Origin of the sequence: Nonomuraea roseola, from assembly GCF_039535395.1 — a bacterium.
Taxonomy (GTDB): Bacteria; Actinomycetota; Actinomycetes; order Streptosporangiales; family Streptosporangiaceae; genus Nonomuraea; species Nonomuraea roseola.
In genome coordinates this window covers 99,443-124,567 of record NZ_BAAAXC010000008.1, presented here as the reverse complement: position 1 = coordinate 124,567, position 25,125 = coordinate 99,443, and the positions used below count along the sequence as shown (strand labels likewise).

Here is a 25,125-nt window from a genome sequence, read left to right as displayed (position 1 = left end):
GAGAGACGGCCGCCTACTCCGAGGCCGAGACCACCTCCCCGCCCTGCACCACGTACCTCAGGTTCTTCGGCTCGGCGAGCGCGCCGATGTCACGCGTCGGGTCGCCCTCCAGCACCAGCAGGTCGGCGTGCGCTCCCACCGCCAGCGTCCCGATGCTTCCCGCCATGCCCACCAGCTCTGCGGCGTTGACCGTCGCGGCCCGCAGCACCTCGATGGGGCTCTGCACCCGCGCCCGCAGGCGCAGCTCCTCGCTCTGGTGGCGGTGCATCCCGCCCAGCAGGTCGCTGCCGTAGACCAGGCGCACCCCCGCCGAAGCGGCGCGCTCCAGCGCGGCGAAGCCGGCCTCGAGCACCTCGTCCACCTTGCGCCAGCTCGCCTCGGGCAGCCCGAAGGCCATGCCCTCCTCCTTGAGCGCCCAGTACGTCACCAGGGTCGGCACGAGGAAGGCGTCCTTGCGCAGGAACAGCTCCACGCTGCTGTCGTCGATGAGGTTGCCGTGCTCGACCGAGCGCACCCCCGCCTCGAGCGCCCTGTTGACCGCCTTGGCGGTGTAGGCGTGGGCGGCGACGTAGCGGTTGGCCGCCTCGGCCTCCTCGACGATCGCGCGCAGCTCGTCCATGGAGTACTGCGTGGAGTCGATGCGGTCGGTCGGCGAGGCCACGCCGCCCGAGGCCATGACCTTGATGTGGTGCGCGCCCTTGCGCAGTTCGTCGCGGGCGGCGGCGCGTACGGCGTCCACGCCGTCGGCCACGCGGCCCACACCCGCGCAGCAGGGGTGGTCGTCCTGCCGGTTCACGCCGCGCCCTCGCAGGTCGCCGTGGCCGCCCGTCTGGCTCAGCGCCTTGCCGCAGAACAGCAGACGGGGCCCGCGGATCAACCCCTCGGCCTGGGCGTCGGCCAGCCCGTAGTCGGCGCCCGAGGCGTCGCGGACGGTGGTGAAGCCGCGCTCGAGCATCTGGCCCATCAGCCGCGCGCTGTGGGCGGCGAGGTAGCTGGGCGACATGGAGGGCAGCGAGCCGAGGTCGGCCGTGGAGGCGGTGACGTGCACGTGCGCGTCGATCAGCCCCGGCATCACGTGCGCGCCGCGCAGGTCGATCACCCGCGCGTCCTGAGGCGCCTTCAGTCCTGGCCCCGACTCGACGATGCGGCCGTCCTCGCAGCGCAGGTCGCCTTCGGAGTGGTCGCCCGAGGCCACGTCGAGCAGCAGGGCGTTGCGCAGCAGCAGGCTCATCGCCCTTCACCCGCCCCGACGGCCTGGCGCAGCGCGGGCACGGCCAGCGGCGCGAGCGCCACGGCCGCCGCCACCGACGCCTCGTCGTAGCTTCCCTCGGCGTCCAGCAGGTTGAGCACGCCCAGCACCCGCCCCTCCTCGACCACGGGCACGTTGATCACGCACCCGCACCCCAGGCTCTCGATGAGCTCGTGGTCGGCGAAGATCTCCCGCACCGCGGCCCTGTCGGCGCCCAGGTACGGCCTGCGCCCCTCGATGCACGTGGCCAGCCAGCCCTCGGCCACCTCCACCGTCTTCTCCCCTCCCACCGGGTACTGGCCGGGGTGGCTGCTGTGCACCCGCCGCAGCGCGCCCCGCTCGGGGATCCAGGCGAGGACGGTGAACAGCCGCGCCCCCACCTCCCGCCTGATCGCGCTCTCGACGTCGAGCAGCTCTTTCACCTGGTCATCTCCTTATTCGGGGCGGGAAGGTCCCGCTCGGTCAGGTCTTCGAGTGATCGTCCCGCCGTGGACAGGCCGAACACCAGCACGCAGATCACCCCGGCCGCCAGCACCGCGGTGGTGAGACCGAAGACGCCGGCGAAGCCCAGGCTCGCCGCCGACAGGCCGATGATGGTCGGCGCGAGGATGCTGCCCACCCGCCCGAACGCGCTGGACAGCCCCGTGCCCGTCGCGCGGATCCAGGTCGGGAACACCTCGGGGGTGTAGGAGTAGACGCCCGCGTACGTGCCGTTGAGGAAGAACGACAGCACCGCGCCCGCGAGCGTGATCGTGGCGGGGGTGTCCATCTGCGACAGCCAGAACGCGCTGACCGCCGACCCCGCGAGGTAGATCGCGATGGTGTTCTTGCGGTCCAGCCTCTCGGTCAGCCACGCGGCGGAGAAGTATCCGGGGATCTGCGCCAGGTAGATGATGATCGAGAACTCGAAGCTCTTGGTCACCGTGATGCCGCGCTGGACGAGCAGGGTGGGGATCCACGAGAAGAAGCCGTAGTACGAGAAGGTGATCACGAACCAGATGAGCCAGATCACGGCGGTGCGCTTGGCCATCGCCGGGCTCCACAGAAAGCGCAGCGCGCTGAGGAGGTTGACCTTCGGCGTCTGCTTCGCCGGCGCCGCGGACGCCGGCGGCACCGGCGGCAGCGTCTGGCCCGTGGCCCGCTCCACGCGGCGCTCCAGGTTCGCCACGACCGCCTCGGCCTCCTCGTGGCGGCCCTGTTGCAACAGGAAGCGCGGCGACTCGGGCAGCGAGCGCCGCCACCACAGCAGCATCACGATCGGCACCGCGGTGATCAACTGGGCGACGCGCCAGCCGTCGTCCAGCGTGGGCACCACGAAGCGGCCGATCAGTGCGGCCAGGACGAACCCGAAGGAGAAGAAGCCCGCCAGCGCGCCGATGAACCAGCCGCGCCGCTTGGCCGGCACGAACTCCGACAGGAACGGCGCGATGATGGCGCTCTCCGCGCCCGCTCCCGCCCCCGCCAGGACCCTCGCGCCGAGGAAGACCTCGTAGTTGGGCGCGAAGGCGGCCACGACGGAGAAGACGGCGTAGAAGGCCAGGGCGTACATCATGACCTTCTTGCGCCCGATGCGGTCGCCGAGCAGGCCCGCCGCCGTGGCGCCGAACAGGAAGCCGAACGGCGTCGCCGACCCGATGAGCCCGAGCTGGCCGTTGGACAGACCCCACGCCTCCTGGGCACTGGGCAACAGGAAGGCGACGACGGCCGAGTCCATGCCGTCGAAGGTGTAGCCGAGCCCGCCTATCAGCAGCAGGACGTAGTGCGGACGGCTCAGCGGGAGCCTGTCCAGCCGCGCCAGCAGAGTCATGGCACATACCTCCCGGATCGATTTGCAGCAACGTATAGTGCGTTTCAGCGAAAACGCAATAGTCTTTGCATAGAAGTACGATGTCTCCCGGCCTAGGGAGAGGATCACGTGACAGAGCACGCGACGGACAGGTTCGACGACTGGCTGCGCGCCCGCGTGCCCGCCCGGGGCCTGCGGCCCAAGGCCGCCGCGGTGCTCGAGGTCCTGCTCTCGCAGCCGCGCAGGGCCTCCTACGGCTCGGCCGCCGAGCTCGCTCAGCTGGCGGGCGTCAACGTCGCGACCGTCACCCGCACGGCGCAGGCGCTGGGCTTCGCCGGATGGCCGGCGCTCCAGCAGGAGCTGCGCGCCCGCTACATGTCCTCGCTCAGCGCCGGGCAGGTCGCCGCCGAGCACAGCGGCACAGGCTCGCCCAGCGCCAGATCGCTGCGGCGCGACCTCGACAGCCTGGCCCTGCTCAACCGGCGCATGGACGAGGAGGTCCTGCTCACCATCGCCGAGGCCGTCGCGGCCGCGCGCCGTACGGTGATCGTCGCCGACGGCAGCTACGCCGCCGTCGGCCTCGCGCTGGCGCACAACGCGGGTCTGGCGGGCTACGACGTCAGGGCCGTGACCGCAGGCGACGCCGAGCTGGCCAACGCCGTCGCGGCGATCGGCGAGCGCGACGTCCTCATCGCCATCAGCTTCTGGCGGCTGTACGAGAGCACCGTGCTGGCCGCCAACGTGGCCCGCGCGCGCGGCGCCCGCGTCTTCGCGGTGACCGACGCCGCCAGCCCCGCCCTGGCCGAGGCGGCCGAGCAGGTGGTGATGGTGCCCGCGGAGGGTGTGGCGTTCTTCCCCTCGCTGACCGCGGGCTTGGCCGTCGCGCAGGCGCTCGTCACTCAGCTGGCCGCTGTCGACCCCGCGCGCACGAGCGCCTCCATCGAGGCAGCCGAGGGCATGTGGTCGAAGTTCGGCCTGCTGCACAGGCGGCCGTCCGGCGGCTAGAGTTCCCTGATCGCCGCCTGGGCGGCGTCCCTCAGCTGCCCGTGCAGGGCCGCGTTCGGCTCCCTGTCGGTCCTGACCTCCACGATCCGCAGCCCCTCGCCCCTGACCGCCTTGGGCAGGTCGGAGATGTCCTCCACCAGCCGGTACGGCGTGCCCGTCGCGGCCGCCACGTACCCGAGGTCCACCCCGTGCGGCGTGCCGAAGACCCGTTCGAACGGATCACGGATCGCCGCCTGCGGCAGCAGCGAGAAGATCCCGCCGCCGTCGTTGTTGACCACCACGAGGCACAGGTCGGGCCGAGGCTCCCTCGGCCCGAGGATCAGCCCGTTCTGGTCGTGCAGGAAGGTGAGGTCGCCCAGCAGCGCGTAGGAGGGCCCGTTGTGCGCCAGCGCCGCCCCCATCGCGGTCGAGACCAGCCCGTCGATGCCCGACACACCCCTGTTGGCCAGCAGCCGCAGCCCTCGCCTCGGCCGCATCGCCTGGTCGAGGTCCCTGATCGGCATCGAGGACCCGCAGAACAGCAGCGCCCCGTTGGGCAGCGAGTCGGCCAGGTCGCGGGCGATGCGCGGCTCGCTCATCCCGCTGGAGTCGAGCAGCTCGTCGATCGCCGCCCTCGCCGCCGCGTCGGCGCGCCGCCACGAGTGCAGCCAGGCGTCGTCGCCCGCCGCGACGGGGATCTCCACCGCCTGCGCCACCTGGGTGGCCGAGCGCGTCGGGTCGGGCCAGCGCGACAGGTCGGTGGCGACCACGATGTGCTCCTGCGCCCTGCGCAGCCACGACAGCAGCGAGCGCGACAACCCGGGACGGCCGAGCGTGACGACGACGTCGGGCTGGTGGGCGTCGGCGAAGGAGGGCGTGCCGAGCAGGAAGTGGTAGGTGGAGACGGCGTGGTCGCCGTACCTGCCGCCGCCGTTGGGCTCCGACAGCACCGGCCAGCCCGCCATGCCCGCCGCGGCGACGTAACGGCGCACGTTCGCCGCGCCGTCGCCGACCACCAGCACCCCTCGCCTGGTCGGCGGCAGGTGCAGGGCGACGGGCGGAGGGGCGACGCGGGTGCGCACCCACGGCCCCGAGGCGTCGCCGTCGAGCGACTCCACCCACGAGCTGTCGCCGTCGGGGATGAGCGGCTCGCGGAAGGCCAGGTTGAGATGGACGGGCCCGGGGTCGGACGGCCCGACGGCCCGCTGGTAGGCGCGGCAGGCCAGCGAGCGCCAGTAGGCGACCTGCCCCGGCCGCTCCTCAGGCACGCCGACCTCGGCGAACCACCTGGCCGAAGGGCCGAAGACCTTCAGCTGGTCGATGGTCTGGTTGGCGCCGGTGCCGCGCAGCTCGGGCGGGCGGTCGGCGGTCAGCACCAGCAGCGGCACCCCCGACTCGCTCGCCTCGATCACGGCGGGGTGGAAGTTGGCCACGGCCGTGCCGGAGGAGCAGATCAGCGCCACGGGGCGCTCGGAGCGGCGGGCCAGGCCGAGCGCCAGATAGGAGGCCGAGCGCTCGTCGATGCGCACGTGCAGCCGCACCCTGGACTCGGCGTGCAGGGCGAGCGCCAGCGGGGCCGAGCGGGAGCCCGGCGCCATCACCACGTCGGTCAGGCCGCAACGGACCAGCTCGTCGACCAGAACCGTGGCGAGCGCCGTAGCCGGGTTCACAGGTCCGCCTCCCGCATCCGCCGCAGCCACGACGGCGACTCGATCTCAAACTCCGACAAAAGCGAAAAATCCACTGCAGGACGCAATACTGGCAAGAAACCATCCACGGGGGCCAGCGAGGGACTCGCGACATCGCCTGACAGCAGCGACATGGTCCCCAGACCGCAGGCGTAGGGCAGCGACGGCAGGCACGCCGCCAGCGCCACCCCCGCGGCCAGACCCACCGACGTCTCCACGGCGCTGGAGACCACCGCGGGCAGCCCGCAGGCCTCCACCACCCGCAGCGCGGCCCGCACCCCGCCGAGCGGCTGCACCTTCACCACCGCGATGTCGGCCGCCTCGGCCGCCCTGACCTTCAGCGGATCCTCGGCGCGCCTGATCGACTCGTCGGCCGCGATCGGCACCTCGACCGCCCGCCGCACCGCGGCCAGCTCCTCGAGCGTGGCGCACGGCTGCTCGGCGTACTCCAGGTCGAAGGCGTCGAGCTCCTTCAACTGCCGTACGGCCGCGGAGACCTCCCACGCGCCGTTGGCGTCCACGCGCAGCTTCCCCGAGGGACCGAGCGCGTCGCGGACCGCCTCGACCCTGGCCAGGTCGTCGGCGAAACTCTGACCCCGCTCGGCGACCTTGACCTTCGCGGTGCCGCAGCCGGATCGCCTGACGATCTCGTGGGCCTGCTCGGGCCCGACCGCGGGGACCGTCGCGTTGACGGGCACGCGCGAGCGCACCGGCTCGGGCCAGCCGTCGAAGGCGGCCTCGCGGGCGCATGCCAGCCAGCGCGCGCTCTCGCGCGGGCCGTACTCGGGGAAGGGGGAGAACTCACCCCACCCGGCGGGCCCCTCGATCAGCACGCCCTCGCGAGCCGTCTGGCCGCGGAAGCGGGTGCGCATCGGGATCCGGAAGACCCGCGGCCCAGAACCCATCAACGCACCTTTCCCATGACCACCGGCTGTCGCCACTAACCTTACGAGCATGTGGAGGAACCCGTCGCATCCGGACCGTCCGTTGCGGGCGCTCGTCCTGCCCCCTGGGCCGCGGCTGTTCGAGGCGATCGAGGCGGCGCTGTCCGGCGAGGGTCCCGCCGTCCTCCCCCTGTCCCCCGACCGCCCCGAGGCGGCGCTGGCGACGCTGCGCCCGACGGAGATCGAGACCACCGAGGGCGTACGGCAGGCAGGCGGCCCCGGCGTCGGCGCCGACATCGCCGTCGTCATCGCCACCTCGGGCAGCACGGGCGCGCCCAAAGGCGTCATGCTGACCGCCTCCGCGCTCAGCGCCTCGGCCGCCTCCTCCCTGCGCCGCCTGGGCGCCGCCCCCGGCGAACGCTGGCTGTGCTGCCTGCCGCCCTCCCACGTCTCCGGCCTGCAGGTGCTGGTCAGGTCGCTCCTCAGCCGGGCCGAGCCGATCACCCACGAGCGCTTCGACCCCGCGGCGGTCGCGGGCTCCGGCGCCGAGCACGTCTCGCTGGTCCCCACCCAGTTGCACCGCCTCATGGAGTCGGGCGCCGACCTGAGCGCCTTCCGCACCATCCTGCTCGGCGGCGCCGCCCCCAGACCGGGGCTGCTGGAGGCCGCGAGGCAGGCGGGGGCCAGGATCGTCACCACCTACGGCAGCAGCGAGACCAGCGGCGGCTGTGTCTACGACGGCAGCCCCCTCGACCAGGTGGATCTCAAGATCCGCGACGACGGCAGGATCCTCGTCTCAGGTCCCGTGCTGTTCTCCGGCTACCGCTCGGGCGAGGCGGGGGCCGCCCCGGAGGGCGGCTGGTTCGCCACCTCCGACCTGGGCGCGATCGAGAACGGCAGGCTGAGGGTGCTCGGCCGCGCCGACGACGTCATCAACACGGGCGGTGAGAAGGTCGTCGCCGCCTCGGTCACCGAGGTGCTCGCCCGGCATCCCGAGATCGCCGACGTGGCCGTCGTCGGCCGCCCCGACCCCGAGTGGGGCCAGGCGGTCGTCGCCGTGGTCGTCCCCAGGGACTCCGCGGCCACCCCCACGCTCGCCCAGCTCCGGGCCTACTGCCGCGACCGGCTGCCCGCCTACGCCGCCCCGCGCGAACTGCGGCTGATGTCCGCACTTCCGCTGCTGCCGAATGGTAAAACCGATCTCGCCGCCCTTCGGACCGGAACCTGAGGCCCGCCGGATGCGTCTTATAGGAGCAGCTGGAAGATAGGAGCCCTTCATGAACCCAACCCGCAAGATGTGGGTGTCCGCGGCGGCTGTCGGCGTCATCGTCGTCGGCGGCGTCTCTGTCGCGGCGGCCGCCTCGGCGGGCAGGCTCGAGAAGGTGAGTCAGGAGACGAAAGTCGTGATCGCCCCGACACCGTCCAGCCGGCCCGCCGAAAGCCAGGATCCCCCCGCCGACGGACAGGATCCGGGCGAGGTCGTCTCCCATGAGGTCAACCAGGACCCGCAGGACGCGGTCGACTACTGGACCGACCAGCGCATGGAGGAGGCCGAGCCGATGCCCATGCCGGAGGTGAACGGCCAGCTCAACGACGTGGACAACTAGGGCGTCCACTCTCAGGGGGCGGCCGCCGGGTCCGGCGGACCGTCCCTTTTTCATCCGGCGCGGGAACAAATTGCGGCAGATGACGTTATTGATACTGGTGCGCCGAGCGGCCGGATCCGCCCCACCACAAACTTTTGACTGACTGCGACTCCGTTTGGAGGAGGTGTCCTCATGCCCCGAACCGCCGTGGCGACCTCGCCTGCCACCCTCGACCAGCTCCTTGACCGAGGGCGAGCTCAGGGTCACCTTTCCCTCGCGGAGCTCCGGGAGGCTTTCGCCCTAGCGGGGATCAGCCCCACCGAGGGACGTTCGATACTGCGCGAACTCACCGAGGCCGGGGTGAGCCTGGCCGCCGAGAACGAGCCCTCGCTCGGCAAGAAGGTTCCCGCACCGAAGAAGGCGACCACCACGCGCAAGAAGACCGCCACCACCAAGAGCGCCACGGACAAGACCGGCGCCACCAAGACGGGGGCCACCAAGACCGCCGCCACCAAGGCCGGTGCCAAGGCGACGGCCGAGTCCGCCGCGAAGCAGGCCGGCGAGGCCGAGCTCGTGGAGCAGACCGACCCGCTCGCCGCCGACGAGGTCGAGGCCCCTGACGACCTCCAGCTGAGCGCCGAGGACGTCGAGCTCGAGCCCGAGCAGGAGCAGCTCGACCTCGACGACAACCAGTCGGTCATGGGTGACTCCGTCCACACCTACCTGAAGTCGATCGGCCGCCGCACGCTGCTGACCGCCGCTCAGGAGGTCGACCTGGCCAGGCGGATCGAGGCCGGCCTGTACGCGGAGTACAAGCTCGACAGCGAGCAGGATCTCACCCCGGCCAGGCGCGCCGACCTGGAGATGGTGGTCGAGGACGGCAGGCGGGCCAAGGACCACATGCTCGAGGCCAACCTGCGCCTGGTCGTCTCGGTGGCCAAGAAGTACACCGACCGCGGCATGGCCCTGCTCGACGTCGTGCAGGAGGGCAACCTCGGTCTCATCCGCGCGGTGGAGAAGTTCGACTACACCAAGGGCTTCAAGTTCTCGACGTACGCCATGTGGTGGATCAGGCAGGCCATCCAGCGCGGCTTCGCCGACTCCGCCCGCACGATCAGGCTGCCCGTCCACGTGCTGGAGATGCTGTCGAAGCTGTCGCGCATCGAGCGCGACATGCACCAGCGCCTCGGCCGTGAGCCCACGCCCGAGGAGCTGGCCGTCGAGCTCGACAAGACGCCCGACCAGATCGAGGAGCTGCTGCGCACCAGCAGGCAGCCCATCTCGCTCAACGCCACCATCGGCGAGGACGGCGAGACCACGATCGGCGACCTGATCGAGGACGTCGACTCCCCCGAGGCGTCGGAGATCGTCGACAGGCAGCTGCTGGGCGACCAGCTGCGAGGCGTGCTCGACAACCTGTCGCCGCGCGAGGCGCGGATCATGGCGCTGCGCTTCGGCCTGGTGGACGGCAAGCCGCACACCCTCGACGAGATCGGCAAGCACCTCGGTCTCACCCGCGAGCGGATCCGCCAGCTGGAGAAGGAGTCACTCTCCAAGCTCCGGCACCCGAGCAACACCCGCCCGCTGCTCGACTGGGCGAGCTGAGAAGAGCCCCGGCCAGCGGCCGGGGCTCTTCGCATTCCGGCCCCCACCCGGAGCCCTTCGAACCCCATCGGTCGCACCCCACGGTCACCGCCGCTCGCACCCCACCGATGGCACCCCAGCGCTCGCATCCTGACACCAGACCCAGCGGTCCGACCCCGACAGGTCGCAGGACCTCGTGGCCGATCAGCTCGAGGCGGGCGGTGGGAGGTCCACAGGTACCTCGCGCAGGACGTCATTCTGATTCTGACGGGCACCAGGCACCCCCCCTGGGGACGCTATGGCGGTCCAGGCCGGGCCCATCCATCCCGGCGAGCGAATCCGGGATACTGCATACTGGATACATGACGCACAATACCGTAGACCGTCGTACTCTTCTCCGCGCAACCGGCCTGGTGGCCGGCGGCCTGCTGTTAGACGCGGGGGCGGCCCACGGGCTGACTCCGTCCTCCGCACCTGCCACGAGCCCGCCCACCCCGGATGAGGCCTGGGCGAAGCTCAGAGAGGGCAACCGGCGCTGGGCGTCCGGCACCGCGATCCACCCCCACCAGGATCTCGCCAGACGGGCCGGCACCGCCCAGAACCAGGAGCCCTACGCGGTCGTCGTGTCCTGCATCGACTCCCGGGTGCCTCCGGAGATCGTCTTCGACACGGGAATCGGCGATCTGCTCAGCGTGCGCAGCGCCGCCCAGACGATAGACCCGCTCGTGTCCGGGGCGATCGAGTACGGCCCGGCCGAACTCGACACCCCCTTGATCGTGGTGCTCGGTCATCAGCGCTGCGGGGCGGTGGCGGCCGCCGCGCACGCGTTACACGAGGACACGAGGCTCCCCGGCGACCTCCATCACATCGTCGAGGCCCTCCGTCCCGCGTACCGGCGCGCCTCAGGTAACACGGACAAGATGATCAGAATCAACACCGCCGACGTCGTGGCCAAACTGAAGGCCGACAAGCTGTTCGTCCCGCGCATCGCCCGCAAGCAGCTCAAGATCGTGGGCTGCTACTACTCTCTCGACACCGGCCAGGTCACCCGAGTCGTTTAGTCCGTGATGGCCTGGTTGGCTCGGCCGTATCGCACCCGAGGGCGCCCGAGTCCCTGCCGGTCGCTCGTTCGGCGAGGGCCTCGAGTTCGGTGACTGCCCGGTCGGTGGCCGTCTCGGCGGCGATCTCGGCCGCCAGGTGCTGCGCTTCGCGGCGGTAGGACGGGTCGTGCAGGACTCGGTCGACCGCGCGGGCGATGGTACGGGGTGAGCTGCTCTTGCTCACCGTGATCCCGGCGCCGGCGAATTCGACGTGCCGTGCCACCTCGCGCTGGTCTCGCCCGAGCGGCACGCAGACCAGGGGGACCCCGGCGGCCAGTGACTTGACGGCCGTCCCGTGCCCGGCGTGCGTGATGGTCACCGCGGCGTGGCGCAGCGCGATGCTGTGCGGGGCGGCCGCGGTGACCAGGACGTTGCCGGGCGCTCGGACCGTCGCCGGGTCCACGGCTGGGCCGGTGGTCAGCAGCCCGCGCACCGGCAGCGTGCCGAGGGCTTCGGCGATGCGCTCGAGCACTATGCGCTGGTCCATGAACGATGAGCTCAGGCCGACCAGCGCCAGCGGTGCGTCACCCGCCGGCAGCTCCAGCTCCCCTGCCCAGGCCGGGTCGTCGAGCCGTGGGCCGACGTGCCGCACGGAGGCGGGGAAGCGTCGGCTGGGGTAGTCGAGCGCACGCGGGGACAGCACGAGCAGCCGGTCGACGCGATAGAACGCGTCGATGACCGAGTCCACCGGCGCTAGGCCGTTGGCGACGCGGGCGGCGTTGAGCGCCGGCAGCCCCTTCCCCCACGGTTTGAGGATCAGCTGGGCCAGCACCCGATCCCGCAGGCGCCCCAGCACGCCCGCGGCGGGGGCGAGGCCAGGACCGGGCGGTGGCGCCCCAGGTGTGGGGAGCGGATAAAGGCTCGTCACCAGCGAGGCCACGGGGATCCCGGCGGCCTCGCCGCCAGCGAGCACGCCGAGCAGCATGTGCTCGGCGACCAGCACATCGGCCGGGCGGGCTCGCAACTCGGCCAGCGTGTCCCGGGCGTAATCGGCCGCAGGGCCGCAGACGATGCGATCCCTCAGCCGCGCGAACTCGCCCAGCGGCGTGCGGGCCTCGAAGTCCTTGATGACGTCCTTGACCGGATCGGTGGCATCGCCCTGGGGCGCCGTCGTCCAGGCGATCGGCTCCACGCCGCTGGCGGCGACCTCCTCGTGCAGTGACCTGTCGGCCAGCACCCGCACGCTGTGGCCGCGTTCGCGCAGTGCGCGGGCGACCGACAGGACGGGCGGCACGGCTCCGCCGCCGGCCCAGGTGGCGAACAAGAAATTGCTACTCATGGTTCCTCTTCCGCGGGTCGATCGAGGTCAACAGGTCGCACATGGCACGTTCGGCGTCCTCACGCGCCAGGCCGAGGTCGCGCCGCCACAGCTTCCACAGGTAGACGTCGGTGGCGGCGTAGTGCAGGTTCAGCGCGTGCTCGCGGGCGAGGCCCGGGGCCGGGAGGCGGTCGGCGAAAACCCGTTCCAGCCACGCCCGATGCTGGCCGCGCGCGTGAGCGGCCGCCCTGGCGATCGCCGGGACACGGTCGACCTGCGCGATCCAGAGCACATTGGCGTCGCCGTGCCGCTCGTAGTCCTCGAACAGCGCGGCCACGATCGCCGCCACATCACCGGCCGGCGCCTGACGGGTGACCGCCGCTTGCGACGCCATCCAGTCGGCGACGGCCTCGGCCAGCTCATCCTTGCCACCGAAGTGGTTGACGATCGTCTGCACCGACACACCCGCCTCATCGGCGACGTGCTGCAGCGTGACGTCGTCGTACCACCGCCGCATCCACAGCGCGGCCGCCGCCTCCAGCACGCGCGTACGCGTGACCTCCATGGCCGCGGCACGGGCACCCATGCGGTACGGACGCCTGGTCCCACTTTCCATGGAGTCATATCTATATTCAATTGATTGCTGAGTCAAATCAAATTGGCCGCCCTCGTCCTGACCGCAGCTGGCGGCGCAGCAAGGCCGGGTAGGTGGGTGAGGGGGCACGCGGTTCTCACGTGTCCTGATCCTCTGCCGTGGTCGCAGGTCCTCGATGTGGCCGGCCACGACGTCGTCGGGTGGGTTGGTGCACAGCACTCGGACCAGCGGGCCGTCCCCCGTTCGTCGGCGGACCGCCTGTCGCACGCGTCAGCGCGTCCAGGCCAGGCAAGGTACGGCTCGCGGTCGGGTGGAGGGCGGGTTCGGGTGCGGCGGGAGTGGGAGCCGGAGGAGCTGATCGCGGCGTGGACGTTGCTGGACGCGACTGGGAGTTGGTGGGGAACAAGACGGGAGCGACCCGTCTGGAGTTCAGCCTGATATTGAAGTTCTTCGAGCAGGAGGCCCGGTTCCCGCGGCAGGTGGGTGAGCCGCACAAGGCTGCGGTGGACTACGTGGCCGGCCAGGTGAAGGTCGATCCGGCGTTGGTGGCGGAGTATGGCCGTGGTGCTCGTTATGCTGCCGAAGTGATCAATACCCCCCTCCTGCGCGGCGCCCTGGCCATGGGTTCGGTGCTGGCCGTACTCACGGCGGCGCCCGCGTACGCGCAGCAGCTCGACGAGGTCGACATCGAGTTGCCTGACATCGGCGTCACCCTGCACGAGCAGGCCGACGATCCGAAGAAGGTCTCCGCGTTCTCCACCCGGACGCGTGCTTACGTCCGGTCCTCCGAGGAAGACTCCTTCGTGAAGAAGAAGGGCTACAAGGAGCTGACCGTGTCACCGACGGGTGGCAAGGTGGCCGGCGTGCCCGACACGTTCGCGGGCAACACCGACTCCGTCGTGATCATCGACAGCGCTACGGGAAAGACCCGGCGCATCCGCACCGTGCGCAAGCCTCTTGAGACGAACTACGCGCTCTGGTCGCGCGATGAGCGCAAGCTCGCCCTGACCATTGAGAAGAAGGTCGGGAAGAAGTGGCACACGATCGGCTTCACACTGATCGACACCGTGGCGGGCACGGCGAAGGCGGTTATGATTCCCGGCGTCGACAAGGAGACGTCCTTCGAGTGGACGCCCGACGGCAGGTACCTAGCCGCCACCCACCACGACGGCGTCCGCTTCTACGACCCGGATGGGCGTGTCCGGCGGGCCTATCCCAAGATCGGCACACTGGCCGGGGCTGAGGACGCGTTCTCGCCTTCGGGCAAGCAGATGGTCACCTGGTGCCCAGCTCGCTACACGGAGATGTTCTGCATCTGGGACACCCGGTCCGGCAAGCTGGCCAACCGCGTCGGCAAGAGTGCCGAGGATTCGCTGGGCTGGTGGGATGACCGTCACCTGATCAGCTTGGTGAAGGAAGAAGGCGGCTACCAGGCGGTCGTGGTCGATCTCAAGGGCCAGGTCGTCCGCGTTCTGGCCGACGTCTCCTCCCCCGCGTGGAAGAAGGACGAGGTCTACCTCTCCTATACCCCCGCTAGCTAGGGCTTGGAACGAAGCCCTTGCCCGATTGGGCGAAGGCTTCGTCATGTCACAGATGCAGGCCGGTGCCGTATTCGGTTTCCTGGGTGGCCACCGCGTGCAGGTCGCGTTCGCGCATCACCAGGAGGTCTGCGCGCGCAGTTCCACCTCGAGCTGCGCGCCACCGGCCGGCTGGATTCGGGCTTGGGCAGCTGGCCGGCCCCAACCGGTGACGCACAGTACCGCCACAGGCGGGACCATCGCCCATGCCAACAGCCTCCAGCCGACCGGCTACCTCAGGACGGAGGTGTCGTCCCCCGAGCAGATCACCGTCTTCTGGTCCACGGTGGACAAGGTGGAGCAGTACGTCCTGCTGCGCGGGCTGGGCCCCCGGCGGGCCGTACACGGAGGTGTGGCGGACCGACGCCAACGGTGCCACCGACACCGGGTTGCGGCCGGACACGACCTTCGTCCACACCGGCACGTCCCTCAGCCACACCGACACCCATCTGGAGCCGGGGACCACCTACCGCTACGTCGTGCAGAGCACCGACGAGACCCGGGTGTCGGAGGGTGAGCTGGCGGGCGGCGCGGCCGGAGCCGCTCATGTAAATCGACGCCGGCGGCGAAGGCGGGCTCGACGGGCAGTGGGTGGTGCCAGCCGATCTCTTCGGCCGGTTCGCGCCCGAGCGCCTGCAAGTCGTGACGAAGGTTGCTCCAGGGACAGACTCACCTCAAGAAGATCCGTCGCGCCCTGGCGAGGTTGGCAATCAGTTCGGAACGGGTCTGGTGCTCGTGCGCGACCCACGCGGGTTGACCGGGACCGCTGCGCCACGATTCGCTGAGCGGGCTGTTGTCTACGGTGTCGAACCCGAACTGGTCGTACAGTCGCGTCACGAGTTCTACGGCTTCGGGAAAGTCGCTCGAGGCCGACAGCGCCAGACGGCCGGAGGTGCCCGCCGGTCTGCCCGCGGTGGTGATGCGGGGAGCCTGGATGTGGGTGAAGGCCTTGACGACCTTGGATCGCCGAAGGTGCTCTTGACGCAGCTCGTGAACGGTCTTCTCACCCGAGTCGATGACCGGGATATGGCCATCGCGCCAGACCATGTAGTTGTTCGTGTCAAGCACGATCTTGCCTGCCAGCTCCTGCGCGGGCATGTCGTTGACCACCTTGAGGGGGACCGCCACGACGGCGAAGTCCCCAGCGGCAGCGGCGCCGGCAGCGGTTGCGGCACGCGCTGACGGTCCGAGCTCGTCGATGAGGTCCTGCAAAGTCTCAGGTCCTCGAGAATTGGCGATGACGACGTCGTAGCCGTTCGCGATCGCCGCACGCGCGATCTGGCTACCGACCTCACCTGCGCCAATGATGCCGATTACTGTCATGGGTGCTTTACCTCTTGTGAGACTCTTGCGTCGTCGGCCGGCGCGGTTTCGCCGTGTGTTGTATGGAGTCGAGCGAGGACGCCGCGGCTGGGGTGCCGTCGGGACCGTTCGTTTGATCAGGGTGATGGGTGGTCAGGCGGCCCACCGAGATCTCCCAGGCGCCGAAGCCGATCACCGTCGCCCCGAGCGTGACCGTCTTGATCGTTCAGACCTGCTTGACGCGCGGACTTATCGCTCACTGGTCGGACTCTTCCTGCTGGCGGTCCGCCGGCACCGTGTCCGGTGCCGACCGAGGCCGAACGCCGCAAGGAGACCCCGGACGAGACCCGGGCCGTTGGCTCACCTGGTGCCGCACCATCAGACGCTGGACCGCACCACCGGTTGCCAGCGGCAGCAAACTGCTGGTGCACTGAATCAACTTCACGCTGCAGCAGGCCTGACCTCTGTCCGCCCTGCCAGCCTGCGATCGAGGCGGCCAGGCTCGCCCACCTGAGCGAGCCCGGCCGGCCAGGCGTCGCCATCCTCGCCAGAGGTGCGGCCGTGGAATTCAGATCTGGTTCAGGCCACCGTCGACGTACAGGCTCGAACCGGTGATGAAGCTGCTCTGTGCGGAGGCGAGGAAGGTCACGGCGGCGGCGATCTCCTCCGGGCGCCCGAGCCGGCCCAGCGGCACCTGCGTCGCCAGTTGCCGCTTGAGGCCGGCGGCCTGTTCCGGGTCGGGAGCGAGCCCCGACAGCCCAGGGGTGTCGGTGGGGCCGGGCGTGATGGTGTTGACCCGGATGCCGCGTCCCTTGAGTTCGTTGGCCCAGGTCCGGGAGAACGATCGGGTGGCGGCCTTGGTCGCCGCGTACACGCCGAACGCCTCCGCGCCGACGTCAACATTGGTAGAGCCGTTCAAGATCACCGAGGCGCCGTCGTTGAGCAGCGGCAGCGCCTTCTGAACGGTGAACAGCGTGCCACGGACGTTGATACCGAAGAGGGTGTCGAAGTGCTCCTCGGTGACCTGCTCAAGCGGCACGAACGCGGCGACGGAGGCATTGGCGAACAGGACGTCCAGGCCCCGTCCCCGGCCGCGGATCGCCTCGTAGAGCCGGTCCAGGTCGGCCAGTTCCGAGATGTCGCCGATCACCGCGGTAGCCGCTGAACCGATCACTTCGACGGCCGCGTCGAGTTCGGTCTTGCGCCGGCCGGTGATGAACACGTGTGCGCCCTCGGCCGCCAGCCGTACGGCACTGGCCAGGCCGATTCCGGTGCTGCCGCCGGTGACGAGAGCGGTCTTACCCTCAAGCAGTCCCATGAGAACAGCCTCCTTCGACTTCTGCAGCGATCGCTGCAGAAGAGGTAGGCTGCAGGCGTGAAGACCAACCAGAGCGGCCCCATCGGCCGCCCGCGAGGATTCGACGCCGACGAAGCGCTCGAACGCGCCATGCTGGTCTTCTGGGAGCATGGCTACGAGGGGGCCAGCCTGGCCACCCTGACCGAGGCGATGGGCATCTCCGCCAAAAGCATGTACGCAGCCTTCGGCAACAAGGAAGAGCTGTTCCGCAAGGCCCTGGAGCGCTACACCGAAGGCCCGAGCGCGTACCTGGCCCGGGCCCTGGAGGAGCCGACCGCCCTCGGTGTCGCCACCGCGATTCTGGCCGGCACCGTCCGAACCACCACCCGCCCGGTCCACCCCCACGGATGCCTGGGCGTCCAGGGCGCCCTGGCCGCCAGCGACTCCGGGCGCGGAGTCCGTGACCTTCTCGCCGCCTGGCGCAACAACGGCTGCTCCCGCGTCCGAGAGCGGTTCCAGCAAGCCCTCGACGACGGCGACCTGTCTCCGGAGGCCGATCCCGGGCTCCTGGCCCGCTACGTCACCACCTTGGCATTCGGCATCGCCGTGCAAGCCGCGAGCGGTGTCGGTCGCGACGAACTCCAGGAGATGGCCGACGCCGCCCTACGCAACTGGCCGCTCCCCTGAGAACCGCCCGGCGTTCGTCTTCGAGGTCGAGACGTGTGGTGGGCTCGGTGGCCGGTGGGGTGAGGTGACACCTGGTAGTCCACCGCGAACGCGAAAGTCTCCGCCCAGGTTGGTGCTGTGAGTGCGCCGGCTCCAGCCGATGCAGCTCGCGCTGCGCCGTGGCCAGCTTCCTGCTGCTGATGGCCGAGCGGTTCGCCCGCAAGCGCCTGCACGTGCTGGCCTACGTGGAGGGCAAGGACACCTCCGGCACACCTCCAACTGGCGAGCGGGTTGAGGCAGCGGCCCGTGGCGGAGCTGGCCACGAATGTGTTGAAGCCGCTCCCCCGTCCTGTAACTGAGGAAGCATCAGCCAGGGAGCGGCTGTTCGTCACTGAGCTGAGCGGCCAAGATATCGGCGCAGGGCTTCTCGCCCACCTGGAACGAAGGGCCCTCGATTGACCACCTTCCGCAGTTCGAGCTCCGTGAGCCAGGCATGCCAAGCGATCTCGGACGGATCTGGAGCCAAGGGCTCGGCGATCAAGGCCTCGTGCACCCCGAACCAGACAGGGCTGATCCCGTCCTGGCACAGGAACTTGAACAAAAAGCGGACCGGGAAGCCGGCGCCCAGCTCCTCGACCAGTTCGCGGGCCGCCGCGTCCTCATACGATTCGCCTACGCCCACGGCGCCGCCGACCATCACGTCATAATGGCCGGGAAAGCGAACATGCCCCTCGGCTCGGCGCAGCACGAGGATCCGCCCCATCGGATCGCGGCAGATCGTCGTCGCGATCCGGTGCGTCCACCGCCGACGCACCGCCTCTGCGCGCTCCACGACTTCCAGCACGCGGTCCTGTTCATCCACCCGCTCGATCAGCTCACCCATGCAGCACACGGTCGCAGACGCCACTGACTGAACATCGCCCGGGCCGCCGGGTAGATCAGCCGCCGGAACGGACGGCGCATGCTCAGGCCCGGGCTGCACGAGACCGAGACCCGGCTGGCCACCGAGCGCGAGCCGCGGGACGAAGGTGAGCGGCGGTTCGCCGAACACGCCGGAGACGAGCCAGGCCCGGCCGCCGGCGATACGGAGCGGCCGTCATGAGCCCGGCCGCCGGCACGAGGCTCGGGGCCGGCCCGGTCGGTACCAGCCGTTCTCCCTCAGGAACTGCCCGGCCGCGCAGGGACCGCCGTGCTTCTCCTTGAGATAGGCGGCCCCTGTCCCGGTCCAGCCGAGGTACTGCCTCGGACGGGTCTCGCGGATCACCTCGCGTACTGGCTCGGTGCGCAGCGCGTACCTGGGAATATCCCCTCACAGGCAGTTTCCGGACCGGTGGGGGAGTCCTTCATGGCTTACCGTTTCGCGCAGGACGAGAAGTTCAACTTCGAGATCCAGCTCGCGCTCGGCCAGGTCCAGGCGGGCGCGGGCGACGTGGGGGAGATTCTGTCGACGACGGCGCGCGTCATCGACGGCGACGCCGAGAGCTGGTTCACCGAGTGGACACGCACGGGTGAGCGCGTGCACTGGCCGAGGCGAGCGCGGCCCGCGGCCACCCCGACTGGGAGCGGGTGCTCACCCCCGTCGTCGACTTCCTGTGCGCCCGCCCCGAGGTCGACGCCGACGGGATCGTGCTGATCGGCGTCAGCCAGGCCGGCTACTGGGTGCCCAGGGCGCTGGCCTTCGAGCACCGTTTCGCCGCCGCGGTGGCCGATCCCGGCGTCTTCGACGTGTCCACCTCGTGGCTGCGCAACCTGCCGGACGAGCTCGTCGCACTGCTGGACGGCGGTGAGCGCGAGCTGTTCGACCGGGTGGTGGCCGAGGAGATGAGCCAGGCGACGCCGCAGGAGCGGCAGGAGCTGGCCTGGCGGGCCAAGCCGTACGGGATCGGCTCGCTGTTCGACCTGTTCACCGAGGTGCGCGGGTACACCCTGGCCGGGGTCGCCGAGCGGATCACGACACCGCTACTGATCACCGACCCCGAGGGCGAGCAGTTCTGGCCCGGCCAGTCACGGCGCCTGTTCGACGCGCTGACCGGGCCGAGCGAGCTGGTGGCCTTCACCGCGGCCGAGGGGGCCGACCAGCACTGCCAGCCGATGGCGCGCAGCCTGGCCGACCAGCGCATCTTCGACTGGTTCGCCGAGCGGCTCCCGGGCTGACCCGCCGGCCGCCAGGTCAGCGGATCACCCGGCACACCAGCGCGTCCGACGTGCCGCCAGGACAGGAGACTGTCTGTTCCGCACAAAGATGACCATGAGCGCGCAGACCATCTAATGGGGCACGGTGGTCAATTGGAGGGCGAAGCCGAGGCGGTGGTGTGTGCCGCGCCGTTCGGTGATCAGCGCCCGGTCCGCATCGCCCCGCCGCTCCGCGGGTCCCTCCGCCCGGCTGCGGCCGATCGTCGGACTGCCACCCCGTGAATAAATCGGTTGCGGCTCGGCAAGTGATCTCATAACTTGCCATCGGCATTGTCGAATCCGTCGTGAGGACACCGCGTGACCCCGCCCGCTCTCTCCGCCTGACACCTTTCCCCAGCGCTTCGTCGTCGACTCCGTCGGCACTACCGGGCTGTCCCGTTCCTGCGCGCCGCAGCTGTCGGCTCTGCCGGGACGTCCCGGCTCTTCAGCGTTTTCAGGCCGTGTGACGACGGCCTTTGTCAGGCCCGAGAGAGATCATGTCTTCACAACCCCATAGAGATCATTCCGTGCTGTCCTGGACCGTACGGCGGACCCGCCTGCCCCTGCTGCGCTTCCACTGCCTGGAATGCCGATCAGCGATGGCCACCGTCGCGGAGGGCAAGTTCCGGGTGAACGCCAACGGCAAGCTGCTCGACGTGTGGCTGCTCGTCCACTGCGTCTCCTGCGACCAGACCTCGAAGATCACAGTACGTGAGCGAGTCCCGGTCCGCTCCGTGGATCCCGTCCAGCTCCACGCGTTCGAGACCAACGATCAAGCGCTGGTCATCGAGACGCTCCTGGACCCGTTGATCGCCCGGCGCAACCGGTTCAGCCTCGACTGGAAGGACGCATGGCGTCTGCACACGCCGCCAACGGATCAACCGGCCGACCCGGGCTGGCCGATCCGGGTGGAGGTCGAGTTCCTCGACCCCGTGCCCATCCGCCCTGAGCGGCTGATCGCCCACGGCCTCGGCATCAGCCGGGGCGAGATCGAACGCCGGATCAAGTCCGAGGTCCGCCTCAACCGCACCACGACCACGAACTTCGCCTTCGTCGTCCTTCCCGTCGTTCAGGGCGGGAGCGGGGCGATGTAGCCGCCCGGATCTCGCGCCGCGTCCGGGCCTGCCGGCCCGTCACCGCCCGCGCTCTGCTTCCCGCACGTCGGCGGAGCAGATCGCGGGCGGGCCACCCTCGGTGCGCGGGTGGAAACCGGCACCGGAGACGGCGAAGAGCCGAGCAGGTCAGCGGGTCAGGACGAACGTGGCGACCGTGGTGCAGCTGCCGCCGATGTTGAGCGTCAGCGCCGTGCGCGCGCCCTCCACCTGCGTGGCGCCCGCCGTACCTGTGACCTGCGCTCGCGGTGGCCGCCTTCGGCCCTTCGGCCGTGCGGACCGCCGCGAGGGCCGACCGGATGGTCCTCAACCTCGTCACCCCCGCCTCCGCCGCCCGGCTGGTCGAGCGGCTCACCGACGTCGCGGGGACCGAAGCCGGCCCCGGCACCAGGACCGCGGCCTGGGTGACGACGGCCGTGCACCCCGGCGGGGAGGCGATCGACCGGATCAGGCGCGCCGTCGTGGGCTACCTGGCCGCGCCCGGCTACGGCGAGATGTTCACCGAGGCGGGGTTCGCCGAGATCGTGGCCTTCGCTCGCACAGGACCGCATCCGCGCGAGCTCATGGCCGCCATCCCGGACGAGCTGCTGCGCGAGGTCGCCCTGCTGGGCGACGCCGAGACGGTCAGGAAGCGGCTGGACGGCCACGCGGCGGCCGGCGTCGACGAGGTGGCGCTGGTGCCGGTGAGCACCGAGGCCGACCCCGGCGGGGTAGCGAGCCTGGAGGCGCTGGCGGGCCTGCTGCCCGCGCCGGGCGAACAGGCCCCGCCACGCCGTCCGCCCGACGAGGCCGGCCGATGAACCGGATCAACGGATGAGCCTCTCCGTCACCGGGCGGTCCAGGCGGGGCCCGTCATACCCCCGTTCAGCCGCGTCTGGTCCCGACGACGACGAGGTACGGCCGGGGCTGGTGAACGCCCTGCTCGTTCCTGTAGCCCTCGAAGAACTCGGCGAACGCGCGGCGCAGCTCCTCACGCCGGTCGGGGTCGAGCGACTCGGCGAGCGTCCTCGTCGGCCCGTAGACCGTGGAGAAGAGCTCCCACACCTCCTCGCCCGACTCGCTGACCTGGGGCGCGTCCCCCTCTTCGAAACGGAGCTCGAAGTCCTCGCCCAGGCGTTGCTCGACGTACTCGCGCTTCCCCCACTGGAACGGCGAGCCGGCCCCTGGCGGCGGTGGAGGCATGAAGGGCTTCATCACGTTGAACATGTCCACGACACCGCGCTCGTCGCTCCAGTGCCCGAGCGCCAGCCGGCCTCCTGGCCTGCAGACCCGCGCCAGCTCCCTGGCGACGGCCTCGTGGTCGGGCGCGAACATCGATCCGACGTTGGACCCGACGGCGTCGAAGCTCGCCTCCGGATACGGCAGGCTCTCCGCGTCGCCGACCTCGTAGGCGATGTCGAGGCCGTCGTCGGCGGCCAGCCGCTTCGCGGTCGTGATCAGCGCGGGCGCGAGATCGACCCCGGTGACCTGGCCACCGGCGCGCGCCAGCAACGTCGCCAGTGCCCCTGTCCCCGTCGCGACGTCGAGCACTCGCTCTCCCGGGCGAACGTCGAGCGCTCGCGCCACGTGGTCGAGCAGCGGCTGGTAGTGCTCCGGCAGCCGTTCGTAAGGGCCGGTGCCCCAGATGACGCTCTGCCGCTTCTTGAGCTCTTCGAACCCCATGCTCTGCTCCTTCCGGCGCGCCTGTGAGGGCGCGGTGCCGCACACCCCAACCCCCGAAGGCCGTACGCAGGCACCTCCCCATCGCACGCCACCTGAAAACCCGCTTCAACCAGGCCGGCTGACGATCAGTCGGGCCCGCCGCGCGGCGTCGCTCGCACGATGCAGGCTCGAGGGGGCCGACCCCGCCGACGTCCACCAGGCCTGAGCAGGTCAGCGGTGCGCATCGCAGGAGGCGACGCGAGGCGGGTGACGCGCGCAGGGCACCTTGCCGTCGTCGGTCTGAGTGCCGAACAATGAGGTGGTCCTGCCGAGACACCGGACGGCGCGACACGCGCGGCGTCCAGCGGCAGCCGGCCGAACCCTTCGTCGGCCGCACCGCCTCACCTACGGCAGCGCCCGCGAGCCGCGTCGCCACCCGGTGCGACAACCTGAGGAGATCAGCATGAGAGCCCGCGACCTGCCGCTCACCCTTGATGGTCGCCACGGCCGCTACAACGCCATCACCGACGTTCCGGGCGTCGAGGTCGGATACGTGACGCTGACCGAGGCAGACGCGCGCACCGGCGTGACCGCGATCCTGCCGAGGGGAAGGCGGAAGGTCGGCCTGCCGTGCGCCGCGGGCACCCACTCGCTGAACGGCAACGGCGAGATGACCGGCGTCACCTGGATCGAGGAGAGCGGCGCGCTGACCCTGCCCGTCATGATCACCAACACGCACGCCGTCGGCACCATCCACCGAGGCGTCATCGACTGGGTGGCCACCCGCCACCCGGGGCTGGCCGCGCAGTGGCTGCTGCCCGTGGTCGCCGAGACCTGGGACGGCTACCTCAACGACATCAACGGCCCCCACGTACGGCCCGAGCACGCCGCCCAGGCCATCGAGGCGGCGGCGACGGGCCCCGTCGCCGAGGGCAACGTCGGCGGCGGCACCGGCATGAACTGCTACTCCTTCAAGGGCGGCTCGGGCACGGCCTCACGCCTGGTCGGCCACGGCCCCGACACCTACACCGTGGGAGTGTTCGCGCAGGCCAACTTCGGCAGCCGCCACGAGCTGACCGTCGCCGGGCACAGAGTCGGCCCCTCGCTGCTCGACGACGACCCGATGGCCACCACCGACTGGTTCGCCCCCTCGGGCGCGGGCTCGGTGATCGTCGTCGTGGCCACGGACGCGCCGCTGCTGCCGGGCCAGTGCAAGGCGCTGGCGCGCAGGGTGCCGATGGGCCTGGCCAGGACGGGCACCACGGGCAGCCACTTCTCAGGTGACATCTTCCTGGCCTTCTCCACGGCCAACGAGGGCGCCCTGACCAGCGGTTTCACCGTCCACGACGAATACCAGAGCCTGCGTTTCGTGCCGTGGGGCCGGATGGACCCCTTCTACACCGCCGTGGTGCAGGCGGTGGAGGAGGCCGTGCTCAACGCCCTCACGGGCGCGGAGGAGATGATCGGCAGGAACGGGCACCGCTCGCCCGCCCTGCCGATCGGCAGGCTCATCGAGCTGCTGGCACAGGACGGGGCAGGCGCGGGATCCCGGTGAGGCGGTTGGCCTCGCGCAGCGTGCGCAGTCTGTCGACCTCGGCGGTCCACATGGCGCCCTTGGGCGTGGCCTTGGCCTTGCGGCGGGCGAGCCTGTCGTCGTAGGACTTCACGCCGAACGTCGCCCGCTGCCCCGCCTCGGCGGCGCGCAGCGCGTCGGTGAGCGCCTTGTCGAAGTGGAGGCCGGCGGCGCGCAGCTCGAGCTCGGGAGCGCCGGCGGCGCGCAGCTCGCTCAGCACCGCCTCGGCCTGCCTGGCCTTGGCGAGCAGCTCGGGGAAGCTCTTGGAGATCTCCTGGTCTGCGTGGAAGCGCACCTCGGCCTCACGGCTCACACGCGGACGGAAAAACGCCATCGGACAGCTCCCTTTCACTCGTTGCCAGCGGTAGCGTACGCCGTCCCCGGCCCGAACACCCACTCGGGGCCCGCCCCCCTGCGCGCCAGGAGGCCGGCCGCGTACACGCCGGGCGAAACGAGTGACCGCCTTTACAAAGTATGGCAGGATGATCTCCATGCCCGCCAAGCGACCACCCGTCCCGCTGTCTCGTGAGCGCATCATCGACGCCGCACTCCACATCGCCGACGGTCAGGGCCTGCGCAGGCTCACCATGCGCAGGCTCGGCGACGCGCTGCAGGTGGAGGCCATGGCGATCTACCACCACCTGCCGAGGGGCAAGGAGGCGCTCATGGACGCCCTGGCCGAGCACGTCACCGCGATCCAGGTCGACCCTGCCCCCACCTGGCAGGAGACCGCCAGGCAGTGGTGCAGGGCGCAGCGCGAGGCGCTCAGGGAGCATCCAGGGGTGCTCGCGCTCGCGCTGACCAAACCCCCGAAGGGCGCCACGGCCATCGCCATCATGGAGCAGACCGAGCAACTGACCGGCGCGGGGCTCAGCGACGCCGCCGAGGCGGTGCGCTCGCTGCGGGCCTTCGTCTTCGGCAGTGTCGCGGTGGAGGTGCAGCAGTCGGGATGGGCCGATCCCGAGCGCGACACCTGGACGCGTCGCGACGCCAGGGCCGACGCCGACTTCGAGCGCGGCATGGACGCGATGCTGCGCGGGCTGGGCGGGTAGTCGAGGGTTTACCACAACG

At 70.7% G+C, this 25,125-nt stretch carries 25 protein-coding genes; 13 read left to right on the top strand and 12 right to left on the bottom strand.

The features are described from left to right. Positions 1-13: 13 nt before the first annotated feature. The 3 genes from ABFX55_RS08950 to ABFX55_RS08940 are packed head-to-tail and all read right to left on the bottom strand — an operon-like array spanning position 14 to position 3,056. Entirely contained in the window at positions 14-1,231 is a 1,218-nt protein-coding gene (locus ABFX55_RS08950; RefSeq protein WP_346119458.1) for a metal-dependent hydrolase family protein, read from the bottom strand. Then, complete coding sequence (locus tag ABFX55_RS08945; RefSeq protein WP_346119457.1) at positions 1,228-1,671, bottom strand: GAF domain-containing protein; 444 nt, start codon at positions 1,669-1,671, stop codon at positions 1,228-1,230. The genes ABFX55_RS08950 and ABFX55_RS08945 overlap by 4 nt, the downstream gene beginning before the upstream one ends. Further along, complete coding sequence (locus ABFX55_RS08940; RefSeq protein ID WP_346119455.1) at positions 1,668-3,056, bottom strand: MFS transporter; 1,389 nt, start codon at positions 3,054-3,056, stop codon at positions 1,668-1,670. Before ABFX55_RS08940 ends, ABFX55_RS08945 begins: the two co-directional genes overlap by 4 nt. A 108-nt stretch (positions 3,057-3,164) precedes the next feature. Here ABFX55_RS08940 and ABFX55_RS08935 point away from each other — a divergent pair, with 108 nt between their 5' ends. Further along, the gene (locus ABFX55_RS08935) at positions 3,165-4,040 is read left to right on the top strand and encodes a MurR/RpiR family transcriptional regulator (RefSeq protein ID WP_346119453.1); all 876 of its coding nucleotides are present in this window, start codon (positions 3,165-3,167) and stop codon (positions 4,038-4,040) included. Here ABFX55_RS08935 and menD read toward each other — a convergent pair. Together menD and ABFX55_RS08925 are read right to left on the bottom strand one after the other, a co-directional pair. Next, the gene (gene menD, locus ABFX55_RS08930; RefSeq protein WP_346119451.1) at positions 4,037-5,689 is read right to left on the bottom strand and encodes a 2-succinyl-5-enolpyruvyl-6-hydroxy-3-cyclohexene-1-carboxylic-acid synthase; all 1,653 of its coding nucleotides are present in this window, start codon (positions 5,687-5,689) and stop codon (positions 4,037-4,039) included. The two genes, ABFX55_RS08935 and menD, sit on opposite strands and share 4 nt — an antisense overlap. Continuing rightward, on the bottom strand, positions 5,686-6,612 hold the full coding sequence (locus tag ABFX55_RS08925) for an o-succinylbenzoate synthase (RefSeq protein WP_346119449.1): 927 nt from the start codon (positions 6,610-6,612) through the stop codon (positions 5,686-5,688). The genes menD and ABFX55_RS08925 overlap by 4 nt, the downstream gene beginning before the upstream one ends. Positions 6,613-6,661: 49 nt before the next feature. Here ABFX55_RS08925 and ABFX55_RS08920 point away from each other — a divergent pair, with 49 nt between their 5' ends. From ABFX55_RS08920 to ABFX55_RS08905, 4 genes are all read left to right on the top strand, one after another. Next, on the top strand, positions 6,662-7,819 hold the full coding sequence (locus tag ABFX55_RS08920; RefSeq protein WP_346119447.1) for an AMP-binding protein: 1,158 nt from the start codon (positions 6,662-6,664) through the stop codon (positions 7,817-7,819). Between the two features lie 49 nt (positions 7,820-7,868). Continuing rightward, on the top strand, positions 7,869-8,198 hold the full coding sequence (locus ABFX55_RS08915) for a hypothetical protein (RefSeq protein WP_346119445.1): 330 nt from the start codon (positions 7,869-7,871) through the stop codon (positions 8,196-8,198). Positions 8,199-8,369: 171 nt separating this feature from the next. After that, entirely contained in the window at positions 8,370-9,782 is a 1,413-nt protein-coding gene (locus ABFX55_RS08910; protein ID WP_346119443.1) for an RNA polymerase sigma factor, read from the top strand. Positions 9,783-10,123: 341 nt separating this feature from the next. Continuing rightward, positions 10,124-10,822, top strand: coding sequence for a carbonic anhydrase (locus ABFX55_RS08905; RefSeq protein ID WP_346119441.1), 699 nt, complete (start codon positions 10,124-10,126; stop codon positions 10,820-10,822). On the opposite strand, the gene ABFX55_RS08900 is transcribed toward ABFX55_RS08905, so the two are convergent. Then, complete coding sequence (locus tag ABFX55_RS08900; RefSeq protein ID WP_346119439.1) at positions 10,806-12,140, bottom strand: glycosyltransferase; 1,335 nt, start codon at positions 12,138-12,140, stop codon at positions 10,806-10,808. The two genes, ABFX55_RS08905 and ABFX55_RS08900, sit on opposite strands and share 17 nt — an antisense overlap. Continuing rightward, a complete protein-coding gene (locus ABFX55_RS08895) occupies positions 12,133-12,663 on the bottom strand; it encodes a TetR/AcrR family transcriptional regulator (RefSeq protein ID WP_346119438.1) in 531 nt (176 codons plus the stop codon). Before ABFX55_RS08895 ends, ABFX55_RS08900 begins: the two co-directional genes overlap by 8 nt. A 416-nt stretch (positions 12,664-13,079) precedes the next feature. Between ABFX55_RS08895 and ABFX55_RS08890 the strand changes: the two genes are divergently transcribed. Then, the gene (locus ABFX55_RS08890; RefSeq protein ID WP_346119437.1) at positions 13,080-14,255 is read left to right on the top strand and encodes a hypothetical protein; all 1,176 of its coding nucleotides are present in this window, start codon (positions 13,080-13,082) and stop codon (positions 14,253-14,255) included. A 705-nt stretch (positions 14,256-14,960) separates the two neighbouring features. Here the strand turns inward: ABFX55_RS08890 and ABFX55_RS08885 are convergent. Then, on the bottom strand, positions 14,961-15,614 hold the full coding sequence (locus tag ABFX55_RS08885) for an NADPH-dependent F420 reductase (protein WP_346119435.1): 654 nt from the start codon (positions 15,612-15,614) through the stop codon (positions 14,961-14,963). 547 nt (positions 15,615-16,161) lie between these two features. Then, positions 16,162-16,911 (bottom strand): SDR family oxidoreductase, encoded by a 750-nt coding sequence (locus ABFX55_RS08880; protein ID WP_346119433.1) that lies wholly within the window; start codon positions 16,909-16,911, stop codon positions 16,162-16,164. Between the two features lie 57 nt (positions 16,912-16,968). Between ABFX55_RS08880 and ABFX55_RS08875 the strand changes: the two genes are divergently transcribed. Continuing rightward, the gene (locus ABFX55_RS08875; protein ID WP_346119432.1) at positions 16,969-17,577 is read left to right on the top strand and encodes a TetR/AcrR family transcriptional regulator; all 609 of its coding nucleotides are present in this window, start codon (positions 16,969-16,971) and stop codon (positions 17,575-17,577) included. A gap of 367 nt (positions 17,578-17,944) precedes the next feature. Here the strand turns inward: ABFX55_RS08875 and ABFX55_RS08870 are convergent, their stop codons facing one another. Continuing rightward, complete coding sequence (locus ABFX55_RS08870) at positions 17,945-18,439, bottom strand: NUDIX hydrolase (protein ID WP_346119430.1); 495 nt, start codon at positions 18,437-18,439, stop codon at positions 17,945-17,947. A gap of 462 nt (positions 18,440-18,901) precedes the next feature. On the opposite strand from ABFX55_RS08870, the gene ABFX55_RS08865 reads away from it, so the two are divergent. From ABFX55_RS08865 to ABFX55_RS08850, 4 genes are all read left to right on the top strand, one after another. Beyond that, positions 18,902-19,189: a hypothetical protein gene (locus ABFX55_RS08865; RefSeq protein WP_346119428.1), complete on the top strand. Its 288-nt coding sequence runs from the start codon at positions 18,902-18,904 to the stop codon at positions 19,187-19,189. Further along, positions 19,123-19,710 carry an alpha/beta hydrolase family protein gene (locus ABFX55_RS08860; protein ID WP_346119426.1) on the top strand — a complete coding sequence of 196 codons (588 nt, stop codon included), beginning with the start codon at positions 19,123-19,125 and terminating at the stop codon, positions 19,708-19,710. Before ABFX55_RS08865 ends, ABFX55_RS08860 begins: the two co-directional genes overlap by 67 nt. 545 nt (positions 19,711-20,255) lie before the next feature. Further along, complete coding sequence (locus tag ABFX55_RS08855) at positions 20,256-20,822, top strand: DUF1062 domain-containing protein (RefSeq protein ID WP_346119424.1); 567 nt, start codon at positions 20,256-20,258, stop codon at positions 20,820-20,822. A gap of 266 nt (positions 20,823-21,088) precedes the next feature. Then, a complete protein-coding gene (locus ABFX55_RS08850; protein WP_379479158.1) occupies positions 21,089-21,640 on the top strand; it encodes an LLM class flavin-dependent oxidoreductase in 552 nt (183 codons plus the stop codon). Between the two features lie 64 nt (positions 21,641-21,704). On the opposite strand, the gene ABFX55_RS08845 is transcribed toward ABFX55_RS08850, so the two are convergent. Further along, a complete protein-coding gene (locus ABFX55_RS08845; protein WP_346119420.1) occupies positions 21,705-22,502 on the bottom strand; it encodes a class I SAM-dependent methyltransferase in 798 nt (265 codons plus the stop codon). A 442-nt stretch (positions 22,503-22,944) separates the two neighbouring features. On the opposite strand from ABFX55_RS08845, the gene ABFX55_RS08840 reads away from it, so the two are divergent. Continuing rightward, complete coding sequence (locus tag ABFX55_RS08840; protein ID WP_346119418.1) at positions 22,945-24,036, top strand: DmpA family aminopeptidase; 1,092 nt, start codon at positions 22,945-22,947, stop codon at positions 24,034-24,036. On the opposite strand, the gene ABFX55_RS08835 is transcribed toward ABFX55_RS08840, so the two are convergent. Continuing rightward, entirely contained in the window at positions 23,990-24,388 is a 399-nt protein-coding gene (locus ABFX55_RS08835; protein ID WP_346119416.1) for a hypothetical protein, read from the bottom strand. The two genes, ABFX55_RS08840 and ABFX55_RS08835, sit on opposite strands and share 47 nt — an antisense overlap. Before the next feature lie 157 nt (positions 24,389-24,545). Between ABFX55_RS08835 and ABFX55_RS08830 the strand changes: the two genes are divergently transcribed. Beyond that, on the top strand, positions 24,546-25,106 hold the full coding sequence (locus ABFX55_RS08830) for a TetR/AcrR family transcriptional regulator C-terminal domain-containing protein (RefSeq protein ID WP_346119414.1): 561 nt from the start codon (positions 24,546-24,548) through the stop codon (positions 25,104-25,106). The last annotated feature ends 19 nt before the right edge of the window (positions 25,107-25,125 follow it).